This window comes from Arthrobacter sp. D2-10, assembly GCF_054161285.1.
Map to the genome: position 1 here is coordinate 2,067,623 of NZ_CP096431.1, position 24,155 is coordinate 2,091,777.

Annotated in this window: 23 protein-coding genes; 14 read left to right on the forward strand and 9 right to left on the reverse strand. The window is 64.0% G+C overall.

What is annotated here, in order from left to right:
- Positions 1 to 167 precede the first annotated feature (167 nt).
- The 7 genes from M1D74_RS09650 to M1D74_RS09680 all read left to right on the forward strand — a co-directional run bounded on the left by M1D74_RS09650 (position 168) and on the right by M1D74_RS09680 (position 8,410).
- Positions 168 to 1,409 (forward strand): glycosyltransferase family protein, encoded by a 1,242-nt coding sequence (locus tag M1D74_RS09650; protein WP_458115178.1) that lies wholly within the window; start codon positions 168 to 170, stop codon positions 1,407 to 1,409.
- Entirely contained in the window at positions 1,396 to 2,703 is a 1,308-nt protein-coding gene (locus tag M1D74_RS09655; protein WP_458115179.1) for a glycosyltransferase, read from the forward strand. Before M1D74_RS09650 ends, M1D74_RS09655 begins: the two co-directional genes overlap by 14 nt.
- Positions 2,700 to 3,830, forward strand: a complete 1,131-nt coding sequence (locus tag M1D74_RS09660) for a glycosyltransferase family 4 protein (RefSeq protein ID WP_458115180.1) — start codon at positions 2,700 to 2,702, stop codon at positions 3,828 to 3,830. Before M1D74_RS09655 ends, M1D74_RS09660 begins: the two co-directional genes overlap by 4 nt.
- Entirely contained in the window at positions 3,827 to 5,659 is a 1,833-nt protein-coding gene (locus M1D74_RS09665; RefSeq protein ID WP_458115181.1) for an ABC transporter ATP-binding protein, read from the forward strand. The genes M1D74_RS09660 and M1D74_RS09665 overlap by 4 nt, the downstream gene beginning before the upstream one ends.
- The gene (locus M1D74_RS09670) at positions 5,656 to 6,849 is read left to right on the forward strand and encodes a phosphotransferase (protein ID WP_458115182.1); all 1,194 of its coding nucleotides are present in this window, start codon (positions 5,656 to 5,658) and stop codon (positions 6,847 to 6,849) included. The genes M1D74_RS09665 and M1D74_RS09670 overlap by 4 nt, the downstream gene beginning before the upstream one ends.
- Positions 6,843 to 8,024, forward strand: coding sequence for a phosphotransferase (locus M1D74_RS09675; RefSeq protein ID WP_458115183.1), 1,182 nt, complete (start codon positions 6,843 to 6,845; stop codon positions 8,022 to 8,024). Before M1D74_RS09670 ends, M1D74_RS09675 begins: the two co-directional genes overlap by 7 nt.
- Positions 8,025 to 8,128: 104 nt before the next feature.
- Positions 8,129 to 8,410: a hypothetical protein gene (locus M1D74_RS09680; RefSeq protein WP_458115184.1), complete on the forward strand. Its 282-nt coding sequence runs from the start codon at positions 8,129 to 8,131 to the stop codon at positions 8,408 to 8,410.
- 57 nt (positions 8,411 to 8,467) lie between these two features.
- Here the strand turns inward: M1D74_RS09680 and M1D74_RS09685 are convergent, their stop codons facing one another.
- Together M1D74_RS09685 and rsmD are read right to left on the reverse strand one after the other, a co-directional pair.
- Positions 8,468 to 9,856, reverse strand: a complete 1,389-nt coding sequence (locus M1D74_RS09685; protein ID WP_458115185.1) for a UDP-glucose dehydrogenase family protein — start codon at positions 9,854 to 9,856, stop codon at positions 8,468 to 8,470.
- A 136-nt stretch (positions 9,857 to 9,992) separates the two neighbouring features.
- Complete coding sequence (rsmD, locus tag M1D74_RS09690; RefSeq protein ID WP_458115186.1) at positions 9,993 to 10,559, reverse strand: 16S rRNA (guanine(966)-N(2))-methyltransferase RsmD; 567 nt, start codon at positions 10,557 to 10,559, stop codon at positions 9,993 to 9,995.
- Between the two features lie 142 nt (positions 10,560 to 10,701).
- Here rsmD and M1D74_RS09695 point away from each other — a divergent pair, with 142 nt between their 5' ends.
- Together M1D74_RS09695 and M1D74_RS09700 are read left to right on the forward strand one after the other, a co-directional pair.
- Complete coding sequence (locus M1D74_RS09695; protein ID WP_458115187.1) at positions 10,702 to 11,532, forward strand: hypothetical protein; 831 nt, start codon at positions 10,702 to 10,704, stop codon at positions 11,530 to 11,532.
- 7 nt (positions 11,533 to 11,539) lie between these two features.
- Positions 11,540 to 12,232 carry a class F sortase gene (locus tag M1D74_RS09700; protein WP_458115188.1) on the forward strand — a complete coding sequence of 231 codons (693 nt, stop codon included), beginning with the start codon at positions 11,540 to 11,542 and terminating at the stop codon, positions 12,230 to 12,232.
- Positions 12,233 to 12,626: 394 nt separating this feature from the next.
- Here M1D74_RS09700 and M1D74_RS09705 read toward each other — a convergent pair whose 3' ends face one another.
- Positions 12,627 to 13,502 (reverse strand): YsnF/AvaK domain-containing protein, encoded by an 876-nt coding sequence (locus M1D74_RS09705; RefSeq protein ID WP_458115189.1) that lies wholly within the window; start codon positions 13,500 to 13,502, stop codon positions 12,627 to 12,629.
- Positions 13,503 to 13,770: 268 nt separating this feature from the next.
- Between M1D74_RS09705 and M1D74_RS09710 the strand changes: the two genes are divergently transcribed.
- Both M1D74_RS09710 and M1D74_RS09715 read left to right on the forward strand, forming a co-directional pair.
- Positions 13,771 to 14,031, forward strand: coding sequence for a hypothetical protein (locus M1D74_RS09710; RefSeq protein WP_309072022.1), 261 nt, complete (start codon positions 13,771 to 13,773; stop codon positions 14,029 to 14,031).
- A 79-nt stretch (positions 14,032 to 14,110) separates the two neighbouring features.
- Positions 14,111 to 14,506, forward strand: coding sequence for an N-acetyltransferase (locus tag M1D74_RS09715; RefSeq protein WP_458115190.1), 396 nt, complete (start codon positions 14,111 to 14,113; stop codon positions 14,504 to 14,506).
- Positions 14,507 to 14,558: 52 nt separating this feature from the next.
- Here M1D74_RS09715 and M1D74_RS09720 read toward each other — a convergent pair whose 3' ends face one another.
- Together M1D74_RS09720 and M1D74_RS09725 are read right to left on the reverse strand one after the other, a co-directional pair.
- Complete coding sequence (locus M1D74_RS09720) at positions 14,559 to 16,772, reverse strand: ATP-dependent DNA helicase RecG (protein ID WP_458115191.1); 2,214 nt, start codon at positions 16,770 to 16,772, stop codon at positions 14,559 to 14,561.
- Between the two features lie 87 nt (positions 16,773 to 16,859).
- The gene (locus M1D74_RS09725; RefSeq protein ID WP_309072025.1) at positions 16,860 to 17,657 is read right to left on the reverse strand and encodes a GAF and ANTAR domain-containing protein; all 798 of its coding nucleotides are present in this window, start codon (positions 17,655 to 17,657) and stop codon (positions 16,860 to 16,862) included.
- A gap of 195 nt (positions 17,658 to 17,852) precedes the next feature.
- Between M1D74_RS09725 and M1D74_RS09730 the strand changes: the two genes are divergently transcribed.
- On the forward strand, positions 17,853 to 18,314 hold the full coding sequence (locus M1D74_RS09730) for a MarR family winged helix-turn-helix transcriptional regulator (protein ID WP_309072026.1): 462 nt from the start codon (positions 17,853 to 17,855) through the stop codon (positions 18,312 to 18,314).
- Positions 18,315 to 18,336: 22 nt separating this feature from the next.
- Here M1D74_RS09730 and M1D74_RS09735 read toward each other — a convergent pair whose 3' ends face one another.
- The 4 genes from M1D74_RS09735 to M1D74_RS09750 form a co-directional block, all read right to left on the reverse strand.
- Complete coding sequence (locus M1D74_RS09735; RefSeq protein ID WP_458115192.1) at positions 18,337 to 19,539, reverse strand: MFS transporter; 1,203 nt, start codon at positions 19,537 to 19,539, stop codon at positions 18,337 to 18,339.
- Between the two features lie 88 nt (positions 19,540 to 19,627).
- Positions 19,628 to 20,602 carry a DAK2 domain-containing protein gene (locus M1D74_RS09740; protein ID WP_458117170.1) on the reverse strand — a complete coding sequence of 325 codons (975 nt, stop codon included), beginning with the start codon at positions 20,600 to 20,602 and terminating at the stop codon, positions 19,628 to 19,630.
- 22 nt (positions 20,603 to 20,624) lie between these two features.
- Entirely contained in the window at positions 20,625 to 21,629 is a 1,005-nt protein-coding gene (thiL, locus tag M1D74_RS09745) for a thiamine-phosphate kinase (RefSeq protein ID WP_458115193.1), read from the reverse strand.
- Positions 21,630 to 21,703: 74 nt separating this feature from the next.
- Positions 21,704 to 22,351: a DedA family protein gene (locus M1D74_RS09750; protein ID WP_458115194.1), complete on the reverse strand. Its 648-nt coding sequence runs from the start codon at positions 22,349 to 22,351 to the stop codon at positions 21,704 to 21,706.
- Positions 22,352 to 22,478: 127 nt separating this feature from the next.
- Here M1D74_RS09750 and M1D74_RS09755 point away from each other — a divergent pair, with 127 nt between their 5' ends.
- Together M1D74_RS09755 and M1D74_RS09760 are read left to right on the forward strand one after the other, a co-directional pair.
- Positions 22,479 to 23,657 (forward strand): MFS transporter, encoded by a 1,179-nt coding sequence (locus M1D74_RS09755; protein WP_458115195.1) that lies wholly within the window; start codon positions 22,479 to 22,481, stop codon positions 23,655 to 23,657.
- A gap of 113 nt (positions 23,658 to 23,770) precedes the next feature.
- Positions 23,771 to 24,085 carry an MmcQ/YjbR family DNA-binding protein gene (locus tag M1D74_RS09760; protein WP_458115196.1) on the forward strand — a complete coding sequence of 105 codons (315 nt, stop codon included), beginning with the start codon at positions 23,771 to 23,773 and terminating at the stop codon, positions 24,083 to 24,085.
- Positions 24,086 to 24,155 lie beyond the last annotated feature (70 nt).

The following is a 24,155-nucleotide window of genomic DNA, read 5'->3' on the forward strand; positions in this document are numbered from 1 at the left end:
AGGTTGGGCGGGCACTGCTCTGCCTGCGGTGCTTTCCTGCGGCGGATGCGGGGATGCCGACATGAGAGCTCTCTCATGAATGGCTCACAAACATCTCATGGCCGGCTGGCTAAATGGGGAACCTGCGGTCATACCTGACGAAGGTCGCGGGGAAGGTTGGTCACGCAATGAAGACAAGTGACGTCGGGGTCGCCAAAGCCGCATCGCACACACCCCGAACACTGCGCGTGGTCCTGTACTCCCACGACTCCCAGGGCTTGGGCCACACCCGACGCAATCTAGCCCTCGCCCACTCACTCACCGGCAGCTTCAAGCGGGCCGGACAAAAGGTCAGCGGCGTGCTCGTCACGGGAGTCGCAGGGGCTACCCGATTCGATGCCCCTGAGGGGTGGGACTGGGTGGTTGTGCCCGGGATCGCCAAGGGCGCCGATGGTTATCTGCCCCGGAACCTCGCGCTGAAGCAGACAAAAATGATCAAACTCCGGTCATCCCTCATTTCCGCGGTGCTCACTGACTTCCGTCCGCACCTCGTCCTCGTGGACCGGCACCCATTCGGCGTCGACCATGAACTGGTCGACGGATTGGAGCGGCTGCGGCGCAAGCGGCCTTCCTGCCGAGTGGTGCTCGGGCTGCGTGAAGTCCTCGACCAGCCGGCGGCGGCCCGCCGGGAATGGGAAGCCCTGGACCTTGAGCAGGTGCGTCGGTGCTTCGATGAGCTCTGGGTTTACGGAGACCCGGTGGTACACGACCCGGTACGCAGCGGAGAGATCCCCCCGCCCCTCGCCCACCTGGTGCGGCACACCGGCTACCTTTCCCGGGGGCGCCCGGTGCGCCGTCGTACCGGTTCTACTGCTATCCCCTTCGTGGTCACCATGGCAGGGGGCGGCTCGGATGGCCTTGACGTCACCCTGACTGCTGCGCGGGCGGCACTGCCTTCAGGGCTTGAACACCTCATCGTCACCGGGCCGCAGATGCCAAAGGACGACCGCGCGAAGGTGGAAGCGGCCGCCGGTCCCGGAACGCACGTTGTTGGCTCCGTCCGCGACGCACTCGCCGAGATCGAGTCCGCGGCCGCCGTCGTCGCGATGGGCGGTTACAACACCGTCTGCGAAATCATGAGCACCACTACCCCGGCCCTGATCGTGCCCCGGGTGCAGCCGCGCCGGGAGCAGCTGATCCGGGCTCGCGGTCTCGCACGCCATCAATTGCTCGATTTCTGCCATCCCGATGAGTTCACGTCCAGCGTATTGTCCGCCTGGTGGCTGGAGGTGGCCGGGCGGCAGGTCGCCCGGAACGGAGTGAACCTTGACGGCCTGGCGACAACCTACGAGTACGCCGCCGACCTCCTCACCCGGCAGACGAAGACCACGCCCCGACGAACGGATTGGACCCATCATGCAGCTGTCTAGCACCGGGCGCGTCGGCTACGTCGTCAAAATCTATCCGCGCTTCTCGGAAACTTTCATCGTTACCGAGATCCTGGCACGGGAGGCAGCGGGGGAGAATCTGGAGATCTATTCCCTCCGCCCGCCTGTGGACCCGCGGTTCCACCCCGAACTGGCGCGGGTGCAGGCACCGGTCACCTACGTGACGCGTCCCCACAAGCTGTCCGAAGGTTGGGCAATCATCGTGGCCGCACACAGTGTCATCCCGAACTTCGCCCAGCGGTTCGCTGCGCTGCTGCCCGATCTTGCCGAGTGCGAAGCCTCCGAGGTGCACCAGGGCGTGGAACTCGCCACCCGCGTTGTGGAGCGCGGGATCACCCACCTGCACGCACATTTCGGTTCGATCGCGGCACGGACCGCGCGCATCGCATCGGTGCTTGCAGGCGTCCCCTTCTCCTTCACAGCGCACGCAAAGGACATCTACCACGAGCAGGTCGACCAGGCCGCCCTCATCCGGCTGATGCAGGACGCCCACCACACCGTCACGGTGAGCGATTTCAACCACCGTTACCTCTCGACCCTTGCTCCGGCCGCGTCGGGTCGGCTCCACCGGGTCTACAACGGGCTGGAGCTCGACCGCTTCGCGTACAGAGATCCGGCACCCGTCCATACGCCGTTCCGGATCGCCGCCGTCGGCAGGCTGGTCGAAAAGAAGGGCTTCTCCGTCCTGATCGATGCTGTGAGTGCACTGGTGCGCGCCGGGCAACAGGTCGACGTCCGCATCGCCGGCGGCGGCGAGCTGGCCGAAGAACTGACCGCACGTATCAGGCTGCTCGATCTGGAGGGGCACATCCAGCTTCTCGGCCCCCGAACACAGAGCGAAGTGATAGAGCTGCTGCGCTGGGCGGACGTTTTTGCGGCGCCGTGCGTGATCGGTGCGGACGGAAACGCGGACGGTCTGCCGACCGTACTGCTTGAAGCCATGGCAATGGGCGTGGTCTGCATCGGCTCCGATGCGACCGGGATACCGGAGGTACTCGCAGGTGACGACGGCAGCAGCACCGGGTTGCTCGTCCGCGCGGGGAACCTCGAGGACCTGACCCATGCCCTGGCCACCGTGGCCTCGCACCCCTTCCCCCGGGTGGAAACAGCGCGCTCTGCCCGCGCACTGATTGAACGATCCTTTGATTCGCGGGTCCAGTCCGTTCGGCTTCAGGAATTGTGCAGCGCCGCGGCTGCGGATCCCGGTCGCTTCACCGCTTCACCGTCGTCACCGGCCTCGTCACCGGCCTCCGCCCTTGAGGTGGTGGCCCCATGAAGCGGATCGCCTATGTGTGTGTGGATCCGGGCGTACCGGTGTTCGGCACCAAGGGAGCTTCCGTGCACGTGCAGGAGATCGTGCGGGCCTGGCGCAACCGGGGCGCCGAGGTGACGGTCTACTGCACCCGGCCCGGCGATGACATCCCTGCAGACCTTGCGGACCTGCCCGTCGTCGTCGTACCGGTGAAGGGTAAAGGCGCCGACAGGGAGGCTTCCCAGGCACAGGCTGCTGCGGAGCTCGCCGAGCGCGTGGTGAAGGATGGCGCGAGCGCGGTGTATGAGCGTTACTCCCTGTTCAGTGATGCCCTCGCACGCGTGACTGAACGGCTCGGGGTCCCCGGCTTCCTCGAGGTCAACGCACCGCTGATCGATGAACAACGGATTCACCGGACATTGCATGACGAAGCGGCTGCCCTGACTGCGCTGCGGGCGCAGGTCGCCGCCGCTGCACGCACTGTCTGTGTCTCGGACCCGGTGACAGCCTGGGTGCAGGCCCGTGTGGGCGAGGAACACCACGAGCGGATCAGAACGGTTGCCAACGGCGTCAACGTGAGACGCATCCGCCCGAGCGAAGAGGCACCCGGCATGCCTGTTGTTGCCTTCGTTGGGACACTCAAGCCCTGGCACGGGGTTGAAACGCTGATCAAGGCACAAGCCTCCGGATCCCGTGAGTGGACACTGCGGATCGTCGGGGACGGCCCCCAGGGTGCCGAACTTCGCAGCCTGGCCGCAAGCGTCCACGCCGACGTGGAATTCACCGGCGCCGTAGCACCCGAAATGGTGCCCGGCGTCCTTGCCGGATGTTCCATCGCAGCAGCGCCGTATCCGCAGACCTCCGCCGAGAGTGACCAGTACTTCTCGCCGCTGAAGATCTATGAGTACTGCGCCGCTGGGCTGCCGGTGGTTGCCTCCCGGGTGGGACAGGTGCCGCACATCATTGACGACGGCGTCACCGGGCTCCTCGTCGAACCATCAGATCCCGCGGCGCTCGCCCAAGCGCTCGACGGACTCGCGGCCGCGCCTCTGGCCAGGGCCGCAATGTCCTCCGCAGCGAGGCGGGCCGCTACCGAACACCACAGTTGGGACACCGTTCTGGACCGCATCACAGAGGAGGTGTATGCATGACCTCCGCTCGGCCCGAAATCCCGGACAAGTCCGCCCTGCGCCGCACGCTTGGGGTTATCAGGCCCCATCTGGGCGGCCAGGGACTACTCATGATCGGCGGCGTCCTCGTGCTGCTGTGCGAGGTGGCTTTCCGGGTTCTCGAGCCGTGGCCGGTCAAGTTCGTCGTGGACGCCGTAACGCGCAGCCTCGGCGCAGATCTCGCCGGCACAGGCCCCGAAGCGACGCCAATGCTCCTTCTGGCATGCGGCGCTGCGCTTGTCTTTTTCACTGGTATGCGTGCGGTCTGCAACTTCTTCGCAACCCTTGCCTTCGCCCTCGTGGGTTCGCGCGTTGCGACAAAGCTGCGCGCCAGTGTCTTCAACCACGTGCAGTCACTGTCCGCACGCTTCCACTCTGCCAACCGCACCGGCGACACCGTCCAGCGCCTGGTCGGCGACGTCGGGCGACTCCAGGAGGTCGCCGTCACCGCGGGGATGCCGCTACTGGCCAACTGCATCACGCTCGTGGCGATGGCAGGCGTCATGTTCTGGCTTGATCCGCTGCTGGCTCTCGTGGTGATCGCCGCATGCGCGGGTTTCCTTCTCCTCTCCAGAATGAGCACGGACAAGATCACCGTCGCGGCACGCAAGACGCGCAAAGGTGAAGGCTCTCTGGCCAACACCGCGCAGGAGAGCCTTGGCGCGATACGGGTGGTACAGACCTACGGTCTGGAACGCACGCTCTCGGACCGTTTCGGAAGCAGCAACCAGAAAACGCTGAAGGAGGGCGTCCGCTCCCGTCGGCTGGCGGCTGCCCTGGAGCGCAGGACTGACGTGATAGTGGGCGTTGCTACCGCCGTCGTCCTTGCAGGCGGTGGCTGGCGGGTGGTTCAGGGGGTTATGACTCCGGGTGATCTGGTGCTTTTCCTGATGTATCTCAAGACTGCAATGAAACCGCTGAGGGACCTTGCGAAGTACACGGGACGGATTGCCCGCGCGACAGCCTCAGGCGAACGAGTGGCTGAACTGCTCGAGGAGGAGGTGGATATCGTCGATTCCCCCACTGCGCTTCCGCTCGGCAAGGTGTGGGGGGAACTGGAGTTCAGGAGTGTCACCGCGTCCTACAACGGCAGAACCGTGCTCTCCGACCTGACGCTCAGCCTGCAGGAGGGGCGGAACACGGCCATCGTAGGGCCCTCGGGATCCGGCAAGTCGACGCTGCTCTCCCTCATTGTCAGAACGATGGATCCCGAGAAAGGCTCGGTCCATCTGGACGGCGTGAACCTGACGGACATCACTCTTGCATCCCTGCGCTCCAACGTGAGCCTGGTTCTTCAGGAAGCGGTTCTGTTCACCGGAACCATCCGCGAGAATATTCGCTTCGGCCGCCTCTCCGCCACCGATGAGGATGTCGAACAAGCCGCCAGGCTCGCACAGGCGCATGGCTTCATCACCAGCTTCCCCGACGGTTATGACACCGCCGTCGGCGAGCGCGGCGGAACCCTGTCCGGAGGCCAGCGGCAGCGCATCGCTATTGCCCGTGCCATTCTGCGGAACACCCCCGTCGTCCTTCTGGACGAGGTCACCACGGGCCTCGACCACGGCGCAAGGACGGACGTGCTCGAAGCGCTCGCGTCGCTGAGTGCCGGCCGGACCACGGTGACCGTTACCCATGAAGCGTCAGTTGCGCTGAAGAGCGACCGGATTCTCTGGCTCCAGGATGGCCGGATACTGCTGGACGGCTCCGCTGAGGAACTGATGAAGTATCCGATGTTTGCACGGTGGGTGGACGAACAACGGCGGTCTGGGCAGGACCGGGTCCGCTCTGCCCCGGTTGGGAGTGCGCAGTGAGTCGCGTGCGTACTCCCCTCGATCCCCGGTTGAACTCCCTCGAACTGCTCTTCGATCCTGATTCACTGAGCACCCTGTTCGGCCGCCCGGTGAAAGTGAACCACCTGCGCTGGAAGCGCGCCACCTCCGCCGTAGCGAGGTTGCACGACGACGACGGCGTCCGCTGGCTTGCCCTCTACGCGACGGACACGTCGGTGAAACTGGAGAAGACTTTCCGGCGCGCGCTGACGCACAACCTCGATCTGGAGCGCTTCGTGCTCGACGACGGTGTGCTGGCGAGCGGCCCCGTGCCGCTCGATCCGCGCCTGTATGCAACTCTTCGGCCTTTCCGCCGTGCTGCGCCCTCCCCGCTCTGGCCCCGGGTGCAGGTGCTGAAATACAACCCTTTCCGCCGCGTCGTCTTCGGGCTGACGGTTTCCGGCGGCCTCCGTCTTGTCGGCCGTGCAGGGTCGTCCACGCCGTCGGTGACGCGCGGGATGCTCTCCGAGCTCGCAGCGGGCGGAGTCCCGGTACTGGTTCCCGTTGATCCGGCTGACCTCCCGTCGCAGTTACCGTCCGGGCGCCACGTGGAGTACCTGCCGTGGTACGGCAATGGGGACCTCAGCAGCCTCCCGCATGAGGATGGAGAACAAGCCGCTCGTCAGGCGGGGGCGGCGCTCGCCTTGCTGCACGCGCAACCGCCGATTCACGCGACGCTGTCCTGGCGTGCCCCTGCCGGACGGTTGCGCTCACTCGTCAGGGAGAACACTGTACTGATGCCGGAAAACCACGACCGTCTTGCCCGCGTGCAGGCTCAACTTGAGCAGCTGCTGCGGCGGCCCGGCCGGGCTGCCGTCATCCACGGCGACTTTTCCGCCGATCAGGTGCTGATGGACGGCAAGAGTGTGCGGCTCATTGATTTCGAGCGGTGTTCCTACGGTGCGGCCGCCTCTGATCTTGGCAGCTTTGCCGCCGTCGAAGCGCTGGGCGCCCAGCAGGTCGACCGCCGTACCATCCTCACGCTGCCACGCACGGCCGCTCTGCTTGACGGATACGGCGTGGGTCCCACCACCGTGAATGAGTCCGAGGTGCTGGGGTGGACCTGCTTCTACCTCCTGAACCGCCTCAGGGAGCCCTTTCGTGCCTGCTCGCCCGACTGGCACGCGCAGTTGGAACACCGCCTCGAAATGATTGAGGAAGTGTTGTGGTGATAATTCCCGACGAGCTTGTGGATGAGCAGGGAAAGCACGTGCAGGTCCTCCGCGCCTGGCCGCGCCACGACGGCAGCCTGACCATCGAGGGCCGGGAAAGAAGCAGCGGTAAGGTTCGGGCGGGTCGGATCGATGCCCGAGGCCGAACGTTGCTGGTGCCTTTCCGCACCGATGCCTCTCTCCCCGGTCTGACTCCGGACGCTCCCGCGGGTGAACTGTTGGTGCACCGGCTGAAGCGACGCGCCGTTGTGCGGACGGACGGGCAGTACCGCAAGTTCGTCGCGGGCGGGAAGGCCCGCTCGGTTGCGGACGCGCACCGGGCGGCGGCAACCTGCCTCGCCGCGTCCGGATTGGCCGTGCCCGACGTCGTCGCCTCCGATGATTTCGGTCTCACCCTTACGGCGGTTCCCGGTCTGAGCCTGTTTGAGCTGGGGCGGAGACTGCCCGACTCTGACGTTGGACCAACCGATACGCCGGCCGATGCTGGCGTCCCAGCGCAACCCAACAGCCCCGCCCCACCCAACCACCCAGCCGAACACGACTCTCTGCAACATAACCAGTGGGGACAGGCCTGGAAGCTGTGGGCGGATCGATGGCCGGCATTTGTGGAAGCGGCGGGCGCAGTGATACCAGCCGTCTCGGGCAGCTACACTGCCACCGATGAAATTGCCACAGTTAAGCGCTGGACGAGTCTCGCAATGTCGACGGGTGCACTTCACTTGCCGGAGGACCGCGTCAGCGGCGCGTTGGCTCTGGTCGCGCGATCGCTGGCGGCCGCGGGCTCCTCCACCGGTGTGGCTCACCGCGACCTGCATGACAAACAGATCCTGGCTGATCCTGAAACCGGTTCTGTCGGAGTGATTGACTGTGACACCTTGACGGTGGCCGAACCCGCTCTGGATCTGGCGAACCTGTCGGTGCATCTGGACTTCCGGGTAGCGCAGGGACTGCTTGGAACCGGCGCCGCCACAGTGGGGAAGCACAACATTCGCGTGGTCGCTGACTCGCTCCAAGTTCCAGAGGCACGTCTGAACGCCTATGCCGCGGCGACCGCGCTGCGGCTCGCCTGTATCTATTCCTTCAGGCCGCCCTACTGCACGACGGCGCGCAACTGGTTCGCCAGCCTCGAGGCGAACCTCCACTCCGGAAGGCCACTCATCGATGCCGCCGCCTGAGGCTTTCGCCGGCAGGTGAACCGCAGGTAACAAGCCCATGCCGATTCGCTAACGACACGACGCACACACTGGAATAGTCAGCTAGCTGTTCAATACTTGAATGCATGGGAACGCAGCAACTTGTACATACGGATCAGCCACCAGTACGGCGGGTGATGCGCTGGGATTGCGCACCGGCGGTGATCGTCATACTGGCAGTTGCAGCGTTCTGGATCGGCGGGTCGCTGGAGTGGTTCGAGATGCTTCGCGTTCCGGTGAATGCGGTCGGAAGCGTCGTCTGGCTCTACCTGATGCTGGCCGCGGTGGCGGGTTCGATAGTGCTGGGTGGTGGCGCCGTCATCGATCTTGCCCGCCGGCTGAACCGCAAATCCGAATCGAACCGGTAGCGGCACTCGTCCTCTGCGACGCACCGGCGGCGAAACTCAGGATCCGGTGCCAGGGTTTCACACTGACGGCATGACGCTGCCCGGCTGCAGTGCGCGCTCGGAGAACTGGTTCCCCAGGCCCACAACGGGAGCGGCTGCCTTCGGTCGGCCGAGTGCGCGGTAGGTCCATCCGGCGTCGCGCCACAGGACTGGATCCAGGCAGTTCCGCCCATCCACGATGGCCGGGCGGGCGACCAGCTCGCCGAGGACTTTCGGATCGAGCGCTCGGTATTGCTCCCACTCGGTCAATACCAGCACTGCGTGGGCGTTCTTCACCGCGTCTTCAACCGACATGGTGTAGCTGAGGTCCGGGAACCTCCGAGATGCATTGGGGACAGCTTCAGGATCGCTCGCCGTCACAGCCGCTCCCTGAAGCTGAAGTTGCGCCGCAACGCTCAGAGCAGGCGAATCACGGACGTCATCCGAGTTCGGCTTGAAAGCCAGACCAAGAACGGCGATGCGTTGGCCCAGCAGCGTTCCACCGCAGACCTCCCGCGCCAGATCTACCATCCGTGAGCGCCGCCGCATGTTGATGGAGTCCACCTCCCGCAGGAAGGTCAAGGCCTGATCAGCCCCCAACTCTCCTGCTCTGGCCATGAACGCACGGATGTCCTTCGGTAGGCATCCGCCGCCGAACCCCAACCCGGCGTTCAGGAACTTCCGCCCGATCCTCGCGTCGTGCCCGATAGCGTCTGCAAGTATCGAGACGTCCGCGCCGGTTGCCTCGCAGACCTCCGCCATGGCGTTGATAAAGGAGATCTTCGTTGCTAGGAACGCGTTCGCCGAAACCTTCACCAGCTCGGCGGTCTCGTAATCCATCAGCAACCGCGGTCGGCCATCGGAAAGTGCCTGGGCGTACACCTCGTCCAGAATGAGCTGCGCACCGCTGTTTGTCCTGTCAAGCCCGTAGACAAGCCGGTCCGGCTCCAGTGTGTCCTGGACGGCGAATCCTTCGCGCAGGAACTCCGGGTTCCAGGCCAGGGTGGCCTCAGGGCACGCACCAGCGATCCTCCCCGCAAGATCGCGCGCTGTCCCCACAGGGACCGTGGATTTGCCAACCACCACATCGCCGGCTCGGAGGTGCGGCAGCAGCGCATCGACGCTTGCATAGACATGGCTCAGATCCGCACCGTTCTCCGCCCGCTTCTGGGGTGTTCCGACGGCGATGAAGTGCACGGCAGAACCTGCAGCATCGGCGATACGCGTGGAGAAACGCAGCCGCCCGGTGCCGAGAGCCTCGGCGAGCAGGCCCGGAAGTCCCGGTTCATAGAACGGGGCCTCCCCCGCGTTGAGACTGGCGACTTTCGCCTCATCGACGTCAATGCCCACAACCTCATGTCCAAGCTTCGCCATGCACGCCGCGTGCACTGCTCCCAGGTACCCGCACCCGATGACCGATAACCGCATAATGAACGCCCCTTGCTCCGCGCTTCAGTGATCCTGCAGACACGGTACGGACGCTGGATGGGGAGCAGATGAACTGAAGATGAGAGTTAGATGAGATCGCGCAGTCCGGCCAGTGCTCGTCGGTGCTCAGGTGCGGTCAAACGGGCTCGACATACCAAAGCCTGGTTTCCCCATATTTTTTCTCGGCGAACCGCTCGATGCCGGGGGGCCAGTCCGGCTCGCCGGACCGTGACGACCGCTCAACTACCACGATGGCTCCCTCCGCCAGATGGGGAACCAGCGCGGACACGATTCTCATCAGCGGCGCGTCCTCAAGCGGGTAGGGCGGATCCATCAGCACCACATCCCAGAGGACCTCCTCCGGGACCCGGCTCAGGTAGGTCTCGACCTTGGTTCGATGCACACGAACGCAGGTCCACCCAAGCACTTTGTTCATCACATCTGCGTTGGCCCTGCAGGCCGCCGCCGCCCGGTCGGCAGCCTCCACGAGGTCAACAGTTGCGGCTCCCCTGCTTGCCGCCTCCACTCCAAGCGAACCGGAACCGGCAAAGAGGTCCAGCACGTGCGCACCGGTCAGGATGTTGTACGCGTCCAGTCTGGAAAAGAGGGCTTCCTTGACGCGATCGGTGGTGGGCCTCGTCGCATTTCCGGGTACGCCGGCAAGTGGAGTTCCCCCTGCGGCGCCGGCGATGATTCGACTCATGAAGACACACTCTAAACTACTGGCAGTTTCCGCCTCCTGCATGGTCAAATGAGTGCAGCCGAAAAGCAGCCGCGTTAGCGAAGTGCGAGCGGCGCGCGCCGCTCAAGGGGGACTTGGGGGCTTTCCACGAAAGACAACACATATGAATACTCGCTCCTGCCTGCTTACCGTAGGTGTCTCAACACTTCTTGCAACGGGCACGGTACTCACCGCTGCACCTGCTTCGGCCGCGCCAGGTTCGGCTGAGTGCGTCGCTGCGCAGGCTGCCCTGAGCACCCAGCTGGGCGTCGCTTCCGTCGATATCACGCTGGCTAATCAGCTACGCGATGCCATCAACGCGTTCGATTCAATCGACGCACAGCTCTATCCGCTGTACGCCGAGGCAGAACTGTCGACCCAGGATGAACTGGAAGCGCTCGACGCCGCCGTCGTGGCCGAAGCGCAGGCTGGAAAGCGTCTGGAGGATGCTACCATCGCGCTGAATGCACTGTTGGCAGCAGAACCTCAGGATCCCGACGCGGTAGCAGAGGCTGAGCACGAGAAACTTGAGGCAGAGGTCGCTTACCCTCTTACTGAAACTGCTTTGCTATCCGCCGACGCAGCGTACAGCACAGCGCTGGACGCGGCGTACACCATTCCGGCAATCCTCAATCTGGAGGAGCAGTTCGACATCGCCGTTGCTTCGTTCGAGGAAGCTTTCGCTCAACTCGGGCTCACTGAGGGCGCCGACCCGGAACAACTCCTGGCTCTGGCCGACGCAGCAGTTGCCGCGTGCTCCGCTCCCGTCGCGAACAAGCCTGCCGTTACGGTGTCTGCCCCCCAGCAGCGTGGCCTGAACATCCAGACCGCAGCTTACGACGCCGGTGCTTCCGATCCTGCGAACCTCGCGCTTCTTGCGGGGCTGGCCGGGCTGGGTGCGGCAGCCGTTTCCGGCGCCGTCGTCGTACGCCGCCGCCGGAACGCTCGGGCATAGCGGGTTCATGCCTGTTCCCCAGCACGACGCTGCCCCGGCGCCCCGACCGCGTGCGCGGTTGTGGGCGGCGGGTGCGGCTGTGCTCGCGGCGCTTGTCGCTGCCACTGCAATCAGCGGGGTGATGGCACCCGCGGCACCTCCTGGGGAAGCGGCCCCCGTCCCGACGGCATCCGTCAGTGCATCCGCAGAACCAACACCAGGTCCAGCGCCTGCAACCAGGACCGCCCAGCCTTCAACCGATGCCGCCCAGCCGGGAGCCAGGGCAGCTGCTCCGCAGCGGCTCATCATGGACTCCGCCGGCATCGACGTGACGGTGCTGCCATTGACTCCTTCGGCAGCTGACGAAGCCTCGCAGTCCCTCGTTCCGCCGTTCACCCTGGACGGCTACTGGCTGACAACCTTCGGCATGCCGGGACGGGGTTCCACGGACACCACCTACATCACAGGGCACAGCTGGGAGGACCGGGAGGCTCCGTTCAATCGGCTCAGCACTGATGCGGAAGTCGGAGACGACGTAGTGCTGCACACCTCGTCCGGCGTACAGCACTACGTGGTCGACTCAATCACAACCCATGACAAAGACACCCTTAAGGACAGCGACATCTGGGACATTGCCCCGAACCGCCTCGTCCTCATCAGTTGCTACACGGACGACCCCTGGGGGAAGAACGTGGTCGTGACCGCTAACCCGAAAATCTAGCCCTCGTCGGCCCTAGGAGGACCCATGCCCGCGCTTTTCCCGCTTCGCGTGATGAAGCAGATACGGCTCAGGGTCGCTTGATGCTGCCGGAGAGGTCTCCATCCAGGCTCTGAAACCAGAGGGGTTTCGGAGCTCGAGTTCATCAAGATACCTCCGCCGCTTTTCGGCAAGGTCTTCGAGCTCGGATGCTGTTCTTGCGCTGATAACGGCCAGAAAGCTGATCCGCCATGCCCGGCACAGCTGCGCGGAGTTGAGGTCATGCACCTTGTCGTGGAGGTCCACGCGATCAAGCGAGGGCTGGGCGCCCGGGACAGAACGTCCCGGGCGCCCAGCACCTGTCCACTTGAGTACGCGGCGAAGCCAGCTTTCTTTCATCGCTGGATGCCGCCTCCGATCAGAGCCCGCGGCGTGTGTCGTCCGAGCCGTCGGTGTCGATCTGCTCCTTGCGAACTTCCTCACTGACAGTGTGCTCGTCGGTGACCGTTTCCTTGTCGAGGCGCACGCGCTCGACGGGCACTGCCTCCTTTTCAACTACCGGCCGTTCCTCGTGAAGAGTCACTTCATGCTCTTCCTCGCTGATGGCCGGACCATCGTAGGCGGCGTCGCGGTTGGCGTCCGTGATCGGCTCCCGCTCGACCCGCACTTCCTCGCGCTGGACGGGGACCGTCTTGGTGACGTTTTCTGTCACCACGTACTTGCGCAGGCGGGCGCGGCCGGTTTCCACGTTCTCGGTGCCGACGTGCAACCGCTCCTCGGAGCGGGTCATGGCGTCATCCGTCGTAGGGCCGGACGTGTCATGTCCGACGGTGCGGTCGCCGCGGTCAGCGTCATAGGGATCGCGGTCGACATCGCCAACTCCGCTAACACCCGACGTGGTTTCGCGCATGTCGTCCGACCCTGTGGTCGTTCCGGCATAGGTGCCGCGTTCGCCGGCGTCGTACCCGCTACCGGGACGGCTCAGTGCATAGTGGCGATACAGGTCGTCTTCTTCTGCCTCGCTCAGGTTCTGGTCGGGATCAACCTTCGGGGCGTCCTTGACCTGATCCTTGGTGTAGGCGATGCGCACGTCATCGCCGTCCATTGACGCGCCCTGCAGCGGCGCGAATGATTCGGACGTGCCAAAAAGCCCAGTCCGCACGGTTACCCAGCTCGGCTCTCCCGTGTGGTCGTCCACGTAGACCTGGCCCGCGGATCCAACCTTGTTGCCGTCCTGATCAATAACGTTGCCATTGCCGTCAAGGATGCGGTCGATGTGTTCCTGCGTGATCATGGTATCTCCTTGAGATTGATTGCAGAGGACTTCTTCCGAAGTATCCGGTTGCACAAGGGTAGGCATATGCAACGCAAAATTGGAAGCATGCTTACTAGTTTTTTCCCTTAGTTCTCCTGCTGCCCCGGTGAACCGCTCTTGGTGAATCTGGTGGGCGGTGAATGGGCTTCGCCCACCTCAGGGTTGCCACCGGACAGGAGCGGACTAGACTGTCAGCAGGGTTCAGCAGCGAGCCACAACAGGAACTACTTGTGGGAGTGCCACCACCATGCACGCTCAATCTCGCTCGGCCGTTGAGCCGTATCAGCTATCGAACTACTCCTTCTCCGTCGACTTTCCGGGACCTGCCGAGAACGACGACGCATTCCCCACCGATTTGTCCTCCGAATCAGAGTGCAGCCTCATTCAGTTGTGCGACACCCTTTTCCTGGAACTTGACTCAGAGATACCCGACCTGCGGGCCAGGGAGCGCTACGAGTCCGTGTGCGACGAGCTCACGCTCCGCCGGATCCACACGGGGGTTGCCTGACAAAGAAACTTTGTCAGCCTACTGATTGTCGCTATAGTTGTTTGTACGGTTCAGCAGCGAGCCTCACCAGCCTTAAGACGTGGGAGTTCACATGGACCTGCGCTACTCAGACGCCTCTTCGACCAACCTGCGCACCGCCGTGCGGGACAACATGAAGCTGAGCCGCTTCGAGTTGTATGTCGACGGAGAGAACGTCGGACACCTTCAATATGAATCACGGCAGGGCCAGATCTGGCTGCTGCACACGAACATCGAGCAGCGCTTCAAGCGCGCCCGACTGGATAACTACTTCATCGGGAATGTACTAGAGAACCTGCATCGGAGGCGGCTCGCGGTCATGCCCTTCTGCCCGGCCGTGCGTGGTTACCTCGGGGGCCATCCCGAATGGACCACCCTGATTCCGGCGTCCGAAAGGTCACGCTTCCGCCTGACGCCGGCTACGAAAGCACGGAAAACGACGTCGCGCGCTTCCTGAGGCCGCGAACGGCGGTGACTTGCCAACGACGGTGACTTGCCGACGGCGGTAACTAGCTGCGTTCGAGGAACGCTTCCTTCTCCGCGTTCAGGTAGAGGTCAAGGGCCTCTTCGAGCTCCGGGTGATCGGCGAGCGTTGGATCCGCATCGACAAGTCCCTGCGCGTCCTTTCGCGCTTTCTCAATCACCTCAGCATGCTGGATGACCTTGAGGAAACGCAGCGCAGACCTGCCTCCGGACTGGGAAGCACCCAGGATGTCGCCTTCCCTGCGCAGTTCGAGATCCTTCTGGGATAGCTCAAAGCCGTCCGTCGTAGCTGCTACTGCGTCCAGCCTCTCCCGGCTGGGGTGCTCAGGTTCAAGCTGTGTTACGAGCAGGCAGGTGCCGGGATGTCCACCTCGTCCGATGCGCCCCCGAAGCTGGTGAAGCTGTGAGATGCCGAACCGGTCGGCGTCCATGATCACCATGAGTGTCGCGTTCGGCACGTCGACGCCGACTTCGATGACGGTCGTCGAAACCAGGAGACTGATGGACCCGTCGTTGAATCCGCCCATGGTCGCTGCCTTCTCCGACGGGTCCAGCCGCCCGTGCAGCAGCCCCTTGTTTACCCCGGCCAGGGCGGGAACCTCGGAAAGCGACTCAAAAAGCTCCAGCACCGACGTCAGTTCCTGCCGGTTCGCCGGCGGCCCCTCGTACAACTCGAGCGCGTCCGCGCCGTCCGCTTCCATCTGGGAATCGCCAATCTTGGGGCACACCACATACACCTGACGGCCCGCGTCGATCTCCTCCCGCGCTCGCGCCCACGCACGGTCAATCCAGCGTGGGTTCTCGGACAACCCAACGACGTGCGTGGCGATGGGTGCGCGGCCGGCCGGCAGTTCGGTGAGGGTTGAGACGTCCAAATCACCGAAAACAGTCATTGCGACCGTCCTGGGTATCGGCGTGGCGGTCATGACCAGCATGTGCGGTGCAGCGGCTGCTTTGGCGCGCAGTGCGTCCCGTTGCTCCACGCCGAACCGATGCTGCTCATCCACCACGATCAGGCCCAGATCAAAGAACTGGACGTTCTCGGACAACAATGCGTGCGTGCCGATCACGATCCCGGCATCGCCGGACGCGGCCGCGAGCAGTGCCTCCCGCCTCTGCGCCATGGACATGGAGCCGGTCAGCAGCACCGCCCGGGTGCCGTCCACCGCACCGCCCAGCATGCCCCCTTCAGCGAGCGGGCCCAGTGTGCGCCTGATCGACTGGTAGTGCTGTGCGGCCAATACTTCTGTCGGCGCGAGGAGTGCCGCCTGCCCCCCGGAATCGATCACCTGGAGCATTGCCCTCAGGGCTACGAGCGTCTTACCCGATCCCACCTCACCCTGCAGTAGGCGGTTCATGGGATGGGCGGCCGCCAGGTCAGCCTCCAACTGTTCCCCGATGTCGCGTTGCCCGGCGGTCAGTGAGAAGGGAAGCGAAGCATCGAACTGGTCACGAAGTCCGCCCTGGCGATGCGGACGCGAGGTCGCTTCTTCGGCGAGGGCCTCTGCCCGGCGCCGCGCCAGTGCAGTCTGCAGAACGAGCGCTTCCTGGTAGCGGAAGCGGTGCTGCGCACGGTACGCGTCCTCAACCTCGTGCGGACGATGGATCATCTCGTAGGCCTGCGTGATGTTCATCAGGCGGTCCCTGCCGGCGATATGCGACGGAACCGGATCGTTCAGCTGGGAATGCGCGAGGCTGTCGAGGAGCTGATAGACGCACGTCTTGATGGTTGCGCTGCTGATCTGTTCGGACGCCGGATAAACAGGCACCGGCCGCAGATGTTCTTCCACCCCGCCTTCCCCCTCATCGAGGAGCGAATAACGGGGATTGGTGAGGGTGAGCTGACCTCGGTAGCTGCCTGTCTTGCCGGAGAAAACAGCCCGGGTTCCGGGTGTCAACTGCCTCTCGGCGTTATAGCCGTTGAAGAAGGTGAGGTGCATGGTTCCCAGGCGACCGGCGTCGTCGTCGGTAACCACCACATCCAGCAGCTTGCCTTTACGAGTGCGCATCCGCCGGGAGTTCGCGGACTGGACGCGGGCAATCAGGGTCACTTCCTCGCCGAGGGGCAGCTCTGCCAGCGCAGTCAGTTCCCCTGGGGCAAGGTAGGTCCGGGGGAAGTAGTTCAGAAGTTGACCGACGCTGGAGATACCCAGGCTCTCTTCCAGCTGCTTCTGCAGCTTGGGGCTGAGCATCTTCAGGTTCAGGGGTAAGTCCAGCTCGGCCGGGCGCCTGTTCTCCATCTACCTTCCCTGCATACTTTCCTCCTGCGGGCGGCAGGAACCTACATGAGGACAGTGCGAGCTTAGCCGAGGCGCCTGACGATTCTGCTAACCATCGAAGTGGGTCGCCGGTGAAGATCCCGATACCCTTTGAACGATCTCCGAAGCAATGACCCGCAATTTCACATTGCGCGTGCTGGAGGCGCGCTGGAGGATCTCGAACGCCTCCTGCTGCGAACAGCGGTTCTGAGCCATCACAATACCCACTGCTACGTCGATGTCGGTTCGTGACTCCATTGCACGGCTGCGGTTAGCGGCCTCCTCGCTGTAGTGAGCCATCCGCAGTGCCAACTGAAGCCCCTTCGAGGCTTGCTGCGCATAGGACTCGGCAAAGCCCACTTCCTTCTCGCCGAAGGAGGCCGTGCGGTAGGAGTACAGGTTCATGGCTGCCTGTGCGTCCGTCCCGATGGTGAAGGGTGCTGAGAGAATGGAACGAAGGCCGTGCTGCGAGACGGCTTCGGAATAATCGGGCCACCGATTGTCGCTCCGGAAGTCTTCAACCACGATGGTGCGCCGCTCACGGGCAGCGGTGAGGCACGGACCTTCCCTGTAGGCGTACTGTAGTTCGTCCATTGCCTTGGCCGTCTTGGAGTTGTATGCCACCGTTGCAGCACGGCGACGGCGCAGCAGCGTGATACCGCAAAGGATGTCCTCCCCGTTGAAGCTGACGCTCCGGGCCGAAAGCACAGAGAGCTCGTTAAGGAATTCCTGGATGTCCGCGGCGGACAAAATCAGGTCCTGCATTTCGTCCAGCACGGAGGACTGCGCGCTCGCATCGCGCTGCGCTTCGTCCAGATGGGCCGCGGAGTACTCCTCATCAGCCTCGAAGGAGACCGTTTCGCCCACGACTCCACCCTCTCAATTGTTCAAAGCTCAAGTTTCATCGCATAGGATACTTCACTAAGCGCACTTGTGACCGATCGACGGAACACGCACCGTTCGGCGGTCGGCGCCGCCGGTGCCGTACCACCGGGTTTTGAGTTCGAGCGTGCAGCACTATGCCGGTGCTCGCGTCTTTCGGGGTTAGAAGGTTAATGAGGCATGGACACTTCACACTGGTCAACCAGCCGTCTGCTGAGCACAGCGGCCAGGCTGAATGAGAACCGGGACAATGAACGCCTGCGCAGTATCGGCGTTACGCATTCCGGCGTGACGATCCTGAAGGTGCTTGCCACCGCGGGTTCCATGAGCCAGGTAAAACTGGCCCAGATCGTTCGGGTGCAGGCCCAGACGGTCGGTAAGGCACTTGAGCGGCTGGAGGCGCGGAACCTGGTCGAGCGTTCCAAGAGCGAAGCTGACCGGCGCGTGACTTTCGTCTCCCTCACACCGGCGGGACTGGCCATCCTCGACCAGGTCCAGCAGGGTGAAGGCGTGCCGCTCGGAGGCGAGGGGTACGTGGAGAAAGACCTGCGGGCCGCCCTCATCGGCGTGATCAACGCCACCCGTGACAATCTGCTGGCCAGCGGGATCGCTCCTGAGCCGGAGCTCGCTGCGTCCGCCTAGCGGATTCTTCAGGGGCCGGCGCCTAGCCGACCCTGATCAGACGGTCCCGTCCTGCCAGCAAGCCGAATCCGGCAAGCACTGCCATGATTGCGGCTGTGCCCATGAGGGGCAGGGTCCAGTCGCCGCTGAGGTCGCGCAAGGCACCAAACACCACCGGTCCAGCCGCTCCCAGCCCGTAACCGACGGACTGTGCCATGCCCGAAAGCGAGGCAGCCTGCGCGTAATTGACGGTGCGGAGGCTGAACAGTGACAGCGCGATCACAATCAGGCTCCCGCAACCCACCGCACCCAGCAGTACCCACAAGAGCGTGAGGTCCGGCGCGACCGCCAACCCGAGGAATGTCACGAAAGTCAGCGAACTGCTGGCGAAGGAGACAAGGCGTTGGTCTGGCCCACGATGCAGGATTCCTCCGGTCGCGAGGCTTGCGAAGACGCTGACCAGCAGGAACACCGACAGGTGCAATCCCGCTGTCGTCGCGGATACTCCGCGGCTCTGCTCAATGGTGGGCAACCATGCCATGAGGACGTAGAACGCGATCGACTGCAGTCCCATGAACAGGGTGACCTGCCAGCCCAACGCAGAGCCCCAGGGTGACCGATAGGCAGCCGTAGGAGAATCGGCACGCGCCGTCGCGGACCCGTGGCGGCGAAGCCACGGCCAAAGGACTGCCATCGCAATCAGTGCCAGCCCTACCCAGATGCCCAGAGCGAGCCGCCATCCTGCCGGTGAGGCGTCCGCCACCGGAACGACGACGGCGGCACCTATCGCTGCGATCGCTGCCTGCGTGGCGGTATAACTACCTGTCACCTGGCTGACCCTGGTTGGAAAGTCCCGCTTCACGAGGGATGGCACAAGCACGTTGAGGAGCGCGATAGCCAGGCCGATCAGAGCAGTACCAGCCCAGATGAAGCCCACTACGGGCAACGACCGAAGCACTATCCCCATCGCCAGAATCAGAAGTGACACCCAAAGCGCCCGGTCAAGCCCGAGCCGCGCGCCGAAGCGCGGGCCTACGGGTGAAAAGACGGCGAATGCGATGAGCGGGAGGCCCGTGAGGAAGCCGGCTGCGGCGCTGGACAGCCCGAGATCACCGCTGATGTTCGCGAGAACCGGTCCCACGCTGACGAAGGAGACGCGGAGGTTGACGGCGATCAGCAGGACGCCGATGAATGCGAACCCGAACCGGGCGGTCCGTTCCGGAGTAGTCCGGGTAGGAGCGGGCATAATGCGTTCCTTCGTCCTGAGAGATGTGGGGGCTTGTGTCCCCTGACGCGAACAGGCGCGGGTGTCGCGCATCCGGAGGGCGCCGCGCCTAGGACCCGTAGCGCTCCTGGCCGCCGATGTCTGCGGCTTCCTGAGGCAGAACGGCCCCAGCGCCGGCCAGTTGGGTGATGGCGATATGGCTGGGCTGGCCGGCTTCCTCGATGAACTTCAGCGCCAGCGCGGCTTCGGGCACGTGGACGTGAACGCGCCACCGGTAGCCATCTTCGACCTCTGTCACAGCGCTCATGATGACGGAATCGCCGACCTCATCCAGGTGCAGCCGCAACGTCGCGGCATCCAGAGGGCTCAGATTGATGGTGCACATGACCTCGACGCCCTCGGCAGGCATGCCGTTATGAATATGCGGCGCCTGTACGTCATACCCGTGCAGTCCGTCGAGCAGCTCATCCTGGAGCTCCTCGCCCAGGGACGCTGCGCGCAGCGCGTCCAGGATGAGCAGGAACCCCACTCCCCCGGCGTCAACCACCTGCGCTTCGGTCAGCGCTCCAAGCTGGCTCTCGGTGTTGATGACTGCTTCGAGGGCGGATTCCACGGCACCCTGGAGAGTCATGGCAAGGGCATGGTTGCTGTCATCCCCGTGGTTTGCCTGGTCCACCGTTGCTGCTCCCCCTGCAGCTGCCTCAAGGACGGACAGCATGGTTCCAGGCACAGGATCGCTCAGCGCGGACCAACTGCGGATCTGGGCCCGGTTGAGCGCGGTCGCAAGGAGCGGGCCGGACAGGCGGGCAACGCCGTGCAGGGGCTCCGCGATGGCGGACAGGAAAACAGCGAAAAGCGTGCCGGAGTTTCCCCTGGCATCTTCCATGGCCGCTTGGCCGGCGCTTCTCAGGAGTTCGCCGAGGTCATGGGTGTCCACGTCCGCAACAGCCTGTGCAGCTGCCCGTACCGTCAGGTAGAGGTTGGTGCCGGTGTCGCCATCGGCCACGGGAAAGATATTGATTGCATTCAGGCGATCGCTGTGATTGCCGAGGGATTCTTCAGCTTTGCTCAACCATCGCTTCATCGCAGTCGCGTTTGCGGTGATTTTAGTCTGCAAAGTGATCCCATCCCACGTTGGCTGGAGACTGTGACCCGACGGTCACTTCGGCAGGCCCGGCCTCTACCGAGCCTACCGCAGTGAACCCCGCCAAAGGCATAACGTTTGGGTTAACGGTGGCAAGGAGGCCATGGTCTTCTCCCCCACTGAGCACCCATCCAACTGGATCTGCGCCGAGCAGGGAACCCGCAGCGCCGAGCGGTTCAGCAAGCAATGTCAGGGCCGCCGGATTGAAGTCGATCCGCACTGAGCTGGCGTGAGCGAGGCGCTGTGCGTCCCTGACCAGACCGTCTGAAACATCCAGCATCGCAGTGGCCCCGCGCGCAGCAGCGATAGGCCCCGCGTGCAGCGGCGGCCGCGGCCTGCACTGCAGAGCAATCAACGCCCGAAGCTCCTCGTCGAGCGAACCGTAGTCATGGCCGGACTCCAGCAGCGCCAACCCTGCCGCTGCGCAGCCCGCCGTTCCGGCCAGCACGACGACGTCTCCGGGCTGTGCGCCCGAACGCAGCACAGCGCTGTGACCGTCCAGTGATCCGGTGACGGCGGCCGTGACTGAAATCTCGGTTCCGCGCCCGAGGTCACCGCCGACGACGCGGCACGTCTCGGCGCCAAGTTCACCGATTGCGGAGGTAAGTCCCTCCGCAAGATCTTCGACCCACACAACTTCTGTGCTTCCGGGAAGGGTCAGACTGACAGCGAGAGAGGTGGCGCGTCCGCCCATGGCGTTGATATCGCTGAGGTTCTGCGCAGCAGCCTTCCACCCGACGTCGAATCCCGTGGTCCGATAACCGTTTGCCCACTGCAGCCGGAAATCCATGTCCTGAACCTGGGTATCAATGGAAACAAGCACTCTGCCGTCCGGCGCTGTCACCAACGCAGCATCATCACCGGGACCCAGGAGGATGTCGGGGGGATAGTCGAAGCTGCCCCGCAGACGGGGCAGAATGCGCTCAAGCAGGGCAGATTCGCTCAACTGGGCAACGGTAAGAGGCATGATTCCACCGTACTTGGCGCCCTGGACATTTCGGCGACGCCTGTGAATAGCGCCCTCCAGCTGGGAGGGGAGCTTCAACGGCGGCCGGCGCGCCGTCGTCGTACGCGGCGGAGGACCAGCCAGCCGACCAATGCCGCCAACACCGCGTAGATGACGATGTCGAAGTACTGGGAATACTGGTCGACCAGGTGGTACTGGGTTCCCAGGAAGTACCCCAGTGCAATGAGGAGAACGTTCCAGACCAGACTCCCCGCGATTGTGAAAAGACTGAATGTGCCCATCGGCATGTGTTCTGCTCCTGCCGGCAGCGAAATCAGACTTCGGACGCCGGGGATCAGACGCCCGAAGAACACCGCCGAGCGCCCATGACGTTCAAACCAGCGTGCAGCGCGTTCGAAGTCCTCACGGTCGACCAACGGCAGCTTGGAGAGACCGCGCACCACCCTCTCCTCACCGAGCTTCGCTCCGAGCAGATACAGGAGAACAGCGCCCGCGTAGCTCCCGAGAGTGGCCAGGGCAAGCACGAGCATCGCATTCATGGCGCCCTGCTGGGACAGGAACCCAGCCAGCGGCAGCACCACTTCACTCGGGATGGGTGGAAAGACCGTCTCGAGGAGTACCAGGAACCCGACGCCGATCTCGCCGAGGGCACTCATCACGTCGGTGATGAGTCCGGTCATTCCGGATTGCTCCTGGGCACCACCGGCGATACCAGCCTCCATGTGACGTACTCCCCTGCGGATAGGTGGCAGGCACCCATGGTACCGAGCATGGCCGATGGTCAACTGGCTGCACAACAACCACCGCAACCCCTTGAGTTCTCCCAATCACTGTGGGACCGTTTCACACATGGCAGGCGATCCGCTGGAGGTCAACAATCAGACCAGGATGCCTCTCGGTGCGCCCTACTGGAACCTATGGACAGCGTCGGGGCTCTCCAATCTCGCCGACGGGGTCTTCAAGATCGCGCTGCCCCTGCTCGCTATTCAGTTCACGCAGTCCCCCACTCTCATTGCGGGCTTGTCCTTCGTCGCCACGCTTCCCTGGCTGCTTTTCACGTTGACAGCCGGTGCTCTGGCGGACAGGTTGGATCGGCGCCGGCTCATGCTCACCGCCAACACCGCAAGGGCTGTCCTGCCTGCGTTGCTGGTGGCGGTGATCCTCTTTGATCTGGGCTCGATCTGGGTTTTATACGTCACCGCACTGCTGGTCGGCGTGGCCGAGACGCTCTACGACACGTCAGCGCAGTCGATCATGCCCCAGGTGGTGCACCGCGACCAGCTCTCCCGCGCCAACGGCCGGCTGTACGCCGTCGAACTGACCACCAACCAATTCATCGGCCCGCCCCTGGGCGGGTTCCTCGTTGCAGCGGGTGTCATCGGAGGTTTCCTGGTGCCAGCCGCCCTGTGGCTCGCTGCCGTGGGCGCTCTCTTCCTGGTGCGAGGGAACTTTCGTATCGAGCGCGAGCAGAAGACGACGCTCCGCCACGATATCGCCGAGGGGTTGAGGTATCTCTACAACCAGAAGATCCTGCGAACGCTTGCCGTCATGACAGGAACCTTCAACTTCGCATCGAGCGCCGCGTTCGCACTTTTCGTCCTGTTCGCGGTCGGGCCGGCGTCGGCCATGCAACTGTCCGAGGTAGGCTTCGGGATACTCCTGACAACTTCAGCACTCGGCGCATTCCTTGGATCCTTCATAGCCGAATGGGCCGAACGCCTGCTGGGCCGGTCAAAATCCCTGGCCCTGACGATTCTGGGTGGCTCGTTCTTCGTCGGAGCTCCTGCTCTTACCGACAATCCCTACATCCTCGGGTTCGTATTCTTCGTGGGCGGCGCTCTGGTGATGCTCTGGAATGTCATCACCGTCTCCCTGAGGCAGCGCATCACGCCGGATCGCCTGCTGGGACGGGTCAATAGCGCCTACCGGCTGCTCGCGTGGGCACTATGCCGCTGGGCGCCGCAGCGGGAGGCCTCATCGCCCAGGTGGCGGGGCTGCAGGCGATGTTCGGCATCATGGGTGTGCTGACGCTAGCGCTGCTGGCCCTCATGCCGATCCTCAGCGACAAGGCGATCGACGCCGCGGACATCGAAGCGTAGGAATCCCGGACCTCCGTCCGGGCCCCGAGGGGAAGGCAAGGAATGGTAACTGAAGCTGATGTCCGGCACATCTGTCTGTCGTTACCCGGGGTAATGGAGCGGCCAAGTTGGGGTCAGCCTGCCTGGTTCGCCAAAACCTTGATGGCCCGCATCTGGGAACCGGGCGTGCTCACGGTGAAGACCAGCGAGCGGGAGGCACTCGCCGGCGCGCACCCTGCAATCTACTTCTGGACACCGCACCACGAGAGATCTCCGCAACTGGTCCTTGTCCGGCTCACCCGGATCGAGCGTGACGAGCTCAGGGAATTGCTTGAGGAATCGTTCCTCCTCGCCGGTGGCCGAGTCATAGCGGAGTAGGTGTGGAACGGCTCGGGCCGGGCGGATGAACCGCTCGGCCTGGGTGGAACGGGACGCCTTTCGCGGCAGT